The organism is Stenotrophomonas sp. 3diitr2024, assembly GCF_042136455.1.
GTDB classification, from domain to species: Bacteria; Pseudomonadota; Gammaproteobacteria; order Xanthomonadales; family Xanthomonadaceae; genus Stenotrophomonas; species Stenotrophomonas sepilia.
In genome coordinates, this window is sequence record NZ_JBHHMJ010000095.1 from 1 (window position 1) to 7,875 (window position 7,875).

The 7,875-nt window shown below is 66.3% G+C and carries 9 protein-coding genes; 6 read left to right on the forward strand and 3 right to left on the reverse strand.

Annotated elements, in window-relative coordinates:
• Nucleotides 1-287: 287 nt before the first annotated feature.
• The gene (locus tag ABGA94_RS02355; protein WP_138953705.1) at nucleotides 288-1,712 is read right to left on the reverse strand and encodes a sugar porter family MFS transporter; all 1,425 of its coding nucleotides are present in this window, start codon (nucleotides 1,710-1,712) and stop codon (nucleotides 288-290) included.
• A 194-nt stretch (nucleotides 1,713-1,906) separates the two neighbouring features.
• On the opposite strand from ABGA94_RS02355, the gene fdxA reads away from it, so the two are divergent.
• Complete coding sequence (gene fdxA / locus ABGA94_RS02360) at nucleotides 1,907-2,230, forward strand: ferredoxin FdxA (RefSeq protein WP_005409054.1); 324 nt, start codon at nucleotides 1,907-1,909, stop codon at nucleotides 2,228-2,230.
• A gap of 198 nt (nucleotides 2,231-2,428) precedes the next feature.
• Here fdxA and ABGA94_RS02365 read toward each other — a convergent pair whose 3' ends face one another.
• Together ABGA94_RS02365 and dapA are read right to left on the reverse strand one after the other, a co-directional pair.
• Nucleotides 2,429-2,944 carry a hypothetical protein gene (locus tag ABGA94_RS02365; RefSeq protein WP_005416115.1) on the reverse strand — a complete coding sequence of 172 codons (516 nt, stop codon included), beginning with the start codon at nucleotides 2,942-2,944 and terminating at the stop codon, nucleotides 2,429-2,431.
• A gap of 32 nt (nucleotides 2,945-2,976) precedes the next feature.
• Nucleotides 2,977-3,870 carry a 4-hydroxy-tetrahydrodipicolinate synthase gene (gene dapA / locus ABGA94_RS02370; RefSeq protein ID WP_005416114.1) on the reverse strand — a complete coding sequence of 298 codons (894 nt, stop codon included), beginning with the start codon at nucleotides 3,868-3,870 and terminating at the stop codon, nucleotides 2,977-2,979.
• A gap of 164 nt (nucleotides 3,871-4,034) precedes the next feature.
• On the opposite strand from dapA, the gene ABGA94_RS02375 reads away from it, so the two are divergent.
• The 5 genes from ABGA94_RS02375 (at nucleotide 4,035) to ABGA94_RS02395 (ending at nucleotide 7,823) form a co-directional block, all read left to right on the forward strand.
• On the forward strand, nucleotides 4,035-4,595 hold the full coding sequence (locus ABGA94_RS02375) for a glycine cleavage system protein R (protein ID WP_005409051.1): 561 nt from the start codon (nucleotides 4,035-4,037) through the stop codon (nucleotides 4,593-4,595).
• A gap of 79 nt (nucleotides 4,596-4,674) precedes the next feature.
• A complete protein-coding gene (locus ABGA94_RS02380; RefSeq protein ID WP_005416113.1) occupies nucleotides 4,675-5,154 on the forward strand; it encodes a peroxiredoxin in 480 nt (159 codons plus the stop codon).
• Nucleotides 5,155-5,238: 84 nt separating this feature from the next.
• Nucleotides 5,239-6,639 (forward strand): PhoH family protein, encoded by a 1,401-nt coding sequence (locus ABGA94_RS02385; protein WP_005409049.1) that lies wholly within the window; start codon nucleotides 5,239-5,241, stop codon nucleotides 6,637-6,639.
• Nucleotides 6,636-7,142 (forward strand): hypothetical protein, encoded by a 507-nt coding sequence (locus ABGA94_RS02390; RefSeq protein WP_111178439.1) that lies wholly within the window; start codon nucleotides 6,636-6,638, stop codon nucleotides 7,140-7,142. The genes ABGA94_RS02385 and ABGA94_RS02390 overlap by 4 nt, the downstream gene beginning before the upstream one ends.
• 12 nt (nucleotides 7,143-7,154) lie before the next feature.
• Nucleotides 7,155-7,823, forward strand: a complete 669-nt coding sequence (locus ABGA94_RS02395; RefSeq protein WP_053500054.1) for a YoaK family protein — start codon at nucleotides 7,155-7,157, stop codon at nucleotides 7,821-7,823.
• Nucleotides 7,824-7,875 lie beyond the last annotated feature (52 nt).

Genomic DNA, 7,875 nt, shown 5'->3' on the forward strand with positions numbered 1-7,875 from the left:
ATCCGTTTTCCGCAGGAAAACGGATCTGACCCCAGATGCATTTCCATATCTGACAGATTTCATCCGCGCATGGCGTGGATCTACCGTGTCGACCAAGGTCGACACCTACCAACAGCCATCGGAAGCTGTCTGAGGCGGGGCGGTGTGGGCAGGCAGGACCGTTGGCGCCATGGATGGCGCCATCGAGCCCCCATGGATGGGTTTACGGCGTGTCCCGGATTGGGCTGCCCCGCCTTCGCCCTCGATGACACCGAGGCGCCAACGAATGCAACCGAAGCCAGTCGCCGTCAGCCTTCCATCTGCTCCAGCTCCTTGCCCTTGGTCTCGCGCACGTAGCGGACCACGAAGACGATCGAGAGGATCGCCGCGACGGCGTAGATGCCATAGGCGCCGGCCAGGCCGATGCCGGCCAGCAACATCGGAAACGTCACGGTGATCACGAAGTTCGAGGTCCATTGCGCCGCACCCGCCACCGCCAGCGCCGGGCCGCGGATCTGGTTGGGGAACATCTCGCCCAGCATCACCCACATCACCGGGCCCCAGGACATGTTGAAGAACACCACGTAGACGTTGGCTGCCACCAGCGCCAGCCGCCCCATGCCATCGGACAGCTGCAGGCGCCCATCGACGAGGCTGCCGCTGGCAAACGCCACCACCATCAGCACCAGCGCCACCGACATGCCGACCGAACCGATCCACAGCAGCGGCCTGCGCCCGATGCGGTCGATCAGCAGTACCGTCAGCAGGCAGGCACCGATGCTCAGCGCGCCGGACAACACGTTGATCAGCAGCGCGTCGCTTTCCGAGAAACCCACCGCCTGCCACAGCACCGCGCCGTAGTAGAACACCACGTTGATGCCGACCACCTGCTGGAACATGGCCAGGCCGATACCCACCCAGAGGATCGGGCGCAGCTTGCCGGTGGCCTTGTTGCGCAGGTCGCCGAAGCGCGGCTTGTGCTGGTCCTGGGCCAGGCTCGCCTCGATCTCGGCCTGCTTGGCCGTGGCCGCGGCCTCGCCGTACAGCCGCGCCAGCACCGCCCTCGCCTGCCCCTGGCGCCCCTTCAACACCAGGAAACGGGGGCTTTCCGGGATCACCAGCAACAACAGGAGGAACAGCCCCGAGGGCAGCACCTGCATCCAGAACATCCAGCGCCAGGCCTCATGGCCCAGCCACAGGGGCTCGGTCGAGGCGCCGGCGGCACGCGCCAGCAGGTAATTGCTGAGGAAGGCCGCAAACAAGCCGCAGATGATCGCCATCTGCTGCACCGTGGCCAGCCGGCCGCGGTAACGCGCCGAGGCGACTTCGGCGATGTAGGCCGGTGACATCACGCTGGCCGCGCCCACCGCGAAACCGCCCAGCACGCGGGCGGCGATGAACAGCCAGGACGCGTGGGCCGCGCCGGCACCGAGCGCCGAGACAAGGAACATCAGCGCTGACACGATCAGGACACCGCGGCGTCCCAGGCGATCACCCAGCCACCCGGCCAGGAAGGCGCCGATCGCGCAGCCCAGCAGCATCGAGGCGACTTCGAAACCGAGCGCCGCCTCACTGGAGTTGAAGGCCTGGCGGAGGCCGTCGACCGTGCCATTGATGACACCACTGTCGAAACCGAACAGGAATCCACCAAGGGTGGCCACGCAGCTGATCAGGACGATGAATGCAGTGTTCTCACCGCCATGGGGCGCGGTGCTGGGCTGGGTTTGGGACATGGACGATCCTGCTGGGAAGGGAGTCCGGCCACGGTGGGCGACCGAGTGCCCCGCAGCGTCGCACAGCCCCCGCCGTGCCGCCAATGACTCCCACGGTCGCGCCTGCCAGACGCCCGTTCTCCGCCCCGCGCCGACACCGGGGGCCAACCTGTTCTAGAATTGGCAGGTTCAGGAATCGATCCACCCCCAAGCCCATGCCCTTTGTCGTCACCGAAAACTGCATCAAGTGCAAACACACCGATTGCGTGGAAGTGTGCCCCGTGGATTGCTTCCACGAAGGCCCGAACTTCCTGGTGATCGACCCGGATGAGTGCATCGACTGCACCCTTTGCGAGCCGGAGTGCCCGGTCAATGCGATCTTCCCGGAGGACGATGTTCCTGCCGGACAGGAAGGCTTCGTTGCCCTCAACGCCGAGCTGGCGAAGGAATGGCCGGTGCTGACCGTGCGCAAGGACCCGCCCGCCGACGCCGGCGAATGGGATGGCAAGCCGGACAAGCTGAAGCTGCTGGAGCGCTGAGAAGCGCCCACGGCGGTAACGAAAAGGGCGCCCATGGGCGCCCTTTTCTGTTCTTCGGCAGACCCCAACCGTGCGCTCCGGCAGGTGCCAACCGCGCAACCTGGTAGGTGCCAACCTTGGTTGGCACAAAAGCGCCGACCAAGTTCGGCCGCTACCAGAGCGGGTGCGGACCAAGGCCCGCAGCCATCCGACCAGCCCTTACTGGGCGAGCTTCGCCTTCAGCGCGGCGATCAGCTTCACCGGCGCTTCGGCGGTGGCCGGCAGGCCACGCGGGTCAACCGCGGAGATGTAGGCGCCGGCATCGACGGCCACTACGCGGACCAGGAAGTTGCTGCCCTCGTAGGCCACGTCGTACGAACCCAGCAACTGCGCGCGGCTGGCGATGGTCACGCCCTCCACGCCTTCCAGTGCGGTACCGACCTTGGCGAAGGCTTCATCCTTGCCACCGGCAATGGTGAAACCGGTGCTGCCGGCTGCCGGAGCCGCAGCAACCGGCGCCGCCGGCTTGGTGGCCGAGGCCAACGTCGGCACCTTGTTGTCGGTGGTGGCATTGGGCAGGTTCAGGTCCGGCGGCACTTCCAGCGGACGCATTTCCGGGGCCAGGGCGTAGTCGCCCTTGGCGCCGCGCTTGAAGCAGCCGGTGGTGCCGGCAGCGACCGCCACGGCAAGCAGGGCATAGGACAGCACGCGGACGGTGGAAACGGATTGACGCATGTGAATCTCCTGGGTCAGACCAAGACGGAAGGTCAGTGGCTGGAAAGGGCTTCGAGGGCGGCGATGTCGCCGGCAAGATGGTCGGCAGCCGGATGATGCGCTGCCGACAACGGCAGCAGTGGCAGGCGCAGGTCGTGACCGATGCCGATGCGGCGCAGCAGCGCCTTGACCGGGATCGGGTTCGGTTCGACGCCGCAGAAATCATGGAAGGGATGCAGGCGCGCATCCCACGACGCGGTGGCTTCGTGGTCGTGTGCGGCGGCCAGCTCGCACATCCGGCGGTAGGCACCGGGAAGCACGTTGGAACCCACTGAGATCAGGCCGTCGATACCGGCCTGGATCGAACGCGCGGCCGTACCGTCGTCACCGCTGAGCACGGCGAACTGTGGGCTGCGCAGGGCGAGCAGCGCCTGCACCCGGCCGGTGTCACCCACCGCCTCCTTGATGCCGACGATGTTGGGGTGGCTGGCCAGCTCGGCCACGGTCTCAGGCTGCATGTCGCAACCGGTACGGCCGGGCACGTTGTACAGCACGACCGGCAGCCCGCCTTGGTCGGCCACCGCACGGTAGTGCGCGATCAGACCGGCCTGGGTGGGGCGCACGTACGGCGGCGTGACCACCAGCGCGTGGCTGGCGCCGAGGGCGGCGGCACGACGGGTCTGTTCGATGGTCTTGGCAGTGCCCGAAAGGCCGGTACCGGCCAGGACCGGAATGCGGCCGCCGATGCGCTCGACCGCGCTGGCCAGCAGCAGGTCGTACTCGGCGTCGGTGAGCGTTGCCGCTTCGCCGGTAGAGCCGGCTACGACAACGCCATGGACGCCACCTTCCAGTTGCAGGTGCAGCAGGCGCTGCCAACCGTCGGGATCGAGGGCGCCGTCGGCCCGGAACGGGGTCGCCAGCGCGGTGATGAGGCCGGAAAGGGACAAGGACGTGCTGCTCTTGGCTGGGAAGGGAAAACGCCCGCCACGAAAGGCCGGGGGCGACTTGAATGTTACTTGCGGCGCGAAAGCACGGGCAAGTATGCTGGACACCGGTGGATCCCCGCCTCTGGCGGGCATTCAGACTAACGCATGCATTACCCGGAATCGCCTTGACCGACACCACCCCGCGCCCCGCGCCGAGCGAAAACCACCTCCTGATCAACGCCTATACGACGCATCCGGAGTCCCCCCTGCTGTCCGTCACCCGCCGCATCGCCGACAGCGGCTGCAATCTGGTGGATGCACGCCTGGCCACGGTCGGCCGCGATGTCTCGGTCACCGCCCTGGCCACCGGCTCCTGGGACTCGGTGGCCAAGCTCGAGGCGATGCTGACCCGGCTGGAGCGCGAGGAAGGCCTGAAGCTGGTCTGGTACCGCACCGCCGCCAAGCAGGCGCAGTCCAACCTGCTGCCGTACATCGTCGAAGTGATCGCCGCCGACAAGCCGGGCATCCTGTTCCAGCTGGCCGATTTCTTCGACCGCCAGGGCATCACCATCGAGAACCTGCAGAGCACGCGCTACCGCGCCATGCAGACCGGTGCGGAAATGTTCAGCGCACAGGTCACCATCGGCGTGCCGGCCAACATGCACATCGCCGCGCTGCGCGACGATTTCCTCGAGTTCTGCGACCACCTGAACCTGGACGCGATCATGGATCCGATGAAGTTCTGATTCTTCGCGCGTCTCTCACGGGCGCGTGGCGTTTCATGTAGCTGTAATGGCAAGAACCCAGGCTCGACAGAAGGACCTCATGAACAACGGCGACACCCTGGACAGCACCACCCTCTCCCTGCCGCTGGCCCTGTCCGGCGGCGACCAGGCCACCCTCGGCGACTATGCCGGCCAATGGCTGGTGCTGTACTTCTATCCCAAAGACAGCACCCCGGGCTGCACCACCGAAGGCATCGACTTCAACGCCCTGCTGCCGAAGTTCAGGAAAGCCGGCGCCGTCGTGCTGGGCGTCTCGCGCGACTCGGTGAAGTCGCACGACAACTTCTGTGCCAAGCAGGGCTTCAACTTCCCGCTGGTCAGCGATGGCGACGAAGCGCTGTGCACCGCCTTCGACGTGATCAGGATGAAGAACATGTACGGCAAGCAGGTACGTGGCATCGAACGCAGTACCTTCCTGATTTCCCCCGACAGCCGCATCGTGCAGTCCTGGCGCAAGGTCAAGGTTGCCGGCCATGCCGATGCCGTTCTCGCCGAACTGAAGGCCTCCCAGTCCAAGTGAGTCCCACTGCCTACTGTGTCTGCCATCACCCTGCCCCGCAGCAGGCCGTGGTGGTTTTTCCCTGTCCGTAACCAGGAATCGACGATGACCCGAGGCAAGCGCATCTACGTGCTGGATACCAACGTGCTGATGCACGATCCGACCGCGCTGTTCAAATTCGAGGAGCACGACATCTACCTGCCCATGCAGGTGATCGAGGAGCTGGACAACGGCAAGAAGGGCACCTCCGAAGCGAGCCGCAACGCCCGCCAGGTGAGCCGCTTCCTCAACGAGCTGGTGCAGGAATCGGGCCTGGACAACCTGGCCGACGGCATTCCGCTGCAGCGGCCCAATGGCCTGCAGCTGCGCGGCAAGCAGAGCGCCGGCAAGCTGCGCTTCCAGACCAGTCATTTCGATGCTGGCAAGAGCTTCGGCAAGGTGATCCCGGACAACGCCATCCTCGGCGCGATCCTGGCCCTGAAGGAAGAAACCCCCGACCTGCCGGTGGTGTTCGTCTCCAAGGACATCAACCTGCGGATCAAGGCCGCCATCGCCGGTATCGTGTCCGAAGACTACGAGAACGACCGCGCGCTGGACGATTTCAGCCTGCTCTACACCGGCGCTACCGAGCTGCCGGAAGACTTCTGGAAACGCCACGGCGATGACCTGCGCAGCTGGAGCGACAAGGGCCGCTCGCATTACGAAATCCAGGCGCAGGACGGCGAGGAGTGGTATCCGAACCAGTACGTCTACCTGCCGGGCGAGGATGAAGTCGAACTGCGCGTCAGCCGCGTGGTCGGCGATGGCAAGGTGGTGCTGTCGCTGGTCGATGATTTCCGCCACGGCAGCCACGCCGTGTGGGGCATCAGCGCACGCAACCGCGAGCAGAACTTCGCGCTCAACGCACTGATGGACCCGGAGATCGACTTTGTCACGCTGCTGGGCACCGCCGGCACCGGCAAGACCCTGCTGGCACTGGCCGCCGGCCTGGCGCAGACGATGGACCAGCAGCGCTACCGCGAGATCATCATGACCCGCGCCACGGTCAGCGTGGGCGAGGACATCGGCTTCCTGCCCGGTACCGAGGAAGAGAAGATGACGCCGTGGATGGGCGCATTGACCGACAACCTGGAAGTGCTCACGCATAACCAGGAAGGCGGCACCTGGGGCCGCCAGGCCACCAACGACCTGCTGGCCAGCCGCATCAAGATCCGCTCGATGAACTTCATGCGCGGCCGCACCTTCCTGTCACGCTACCTGATCCTGGACGAGGCGCAGAACCTCACCCCCAAGCAGATGAAGACGCTGATCACCCGCGCTGGCCCCGGCACCAAGATCGTCTGCCTGGGCAACGTCGAGCAGATCGACACCCCGTACCTGACCGAGACCACTTCGGGCCTGACCTACGCGGTGGACCGCTTCAAGAACTGGCCGCATAGTGCGCACATCACCCTGCGCCGTGGCGAGCGTTCGCGCCTGGCCGATTACGCTTCGGAGGTGTTGTGAACCGCTGCACGCGCCTGTTGCTGCCCACGGCTGCGATCACCCTCGCCGCCGTGCTCGGTGCCTGTACGACCACGCGCGGCCCGGCCAGCGTGCCCACCGCCGAGCGCACCGGCCAGTCCTGGGTGGTCACCCGCCCGATCATCGCCGCGCAGGTGCTCGACACCTGCTCGCGCCCCAGCCCCGGCCGCGAGGCCGGGCGGGTGTCGGGTTACTGGGCGCCCAGCCGGCAGCAGGTCGACCAGCTGGAGGCGAGGCTGTCGTCGCTGGAAGCGCAGGTCCCGAAGGTGCTGGACTTCGACCGCCAGTACGTCGGCATCGAAAGCGCCGGCAAGCGGCTGATCTACATCAACGCCTTCCACCTGCCTGACGACAGCGGCGTCAATCCGGCCCGTGAAGCGATTCGCGTCTGCGATGGCGGCGCACAGTTCTGGGGCGCCGTGTTCGACCCGGCCAGCAACACCTTCAGCGAGCTGCAGTTCAACGGCGGCTTCGGCGGGCCCTGAGGGGCCTCGCCGATGGGAATACGCCTGCCCACCTGGGTCTGGATCGGCGCGGTCGCACTCTCGTGCGTGGCCGGCATGGTCAACGTGGTCGGCTTCCTCGGTTTCGAGCACCAGGCGGTCAGCCACATGACCGGCAGTACCAGCCAGCTCGGCATGGCACTGGCCCAGGGTGACTGGCGCGCGGTCGGCCACCTGTGGGGCCTGCTGATCGCGTTCTCGCTGGGCGCGATGCTCAGCGGCCTGCTGATCCAGGACAGCACGCTGCAGCTGGGCCGGCGCTACGGCGTGGCACTGGCGCTGGAATCGGCTCTTTTGCTGGTGGCCATTCCGCTGTTTGAAGAGCACCAGATCTGGGGTGCACTGGCCGCCGCCATGGCCTGCGGCCTGCAGAATGCAATGGCTACGACCTTCAGCGGCGCGGTGGTACGCACCACCCATCTCAGCGGCATGTTCACCGATCTCGGCATCGGCCTGGGCCACCTGCTGCGCGGGCTGCCGTTGCAGGTACGACGACTGACCCTCAGCGGCCTGATCATCAGTGGTTTCCTTGCCGGCGGCGTGATCGGCGCCTGGCTGTTCGCGCGCTGGCAGTACGACGCCCTGCTTGCTCCCGCCCTGCTCACCGGCCTGACCGGCCTGGGTTATGTGGTGTACCAGCAGTGGGCGCGCTGGCGGCATTGAGGGCCGCACTCTGGGGGTCAGATCCCTTTTCCTGCGGAAAAGGGATCTGACC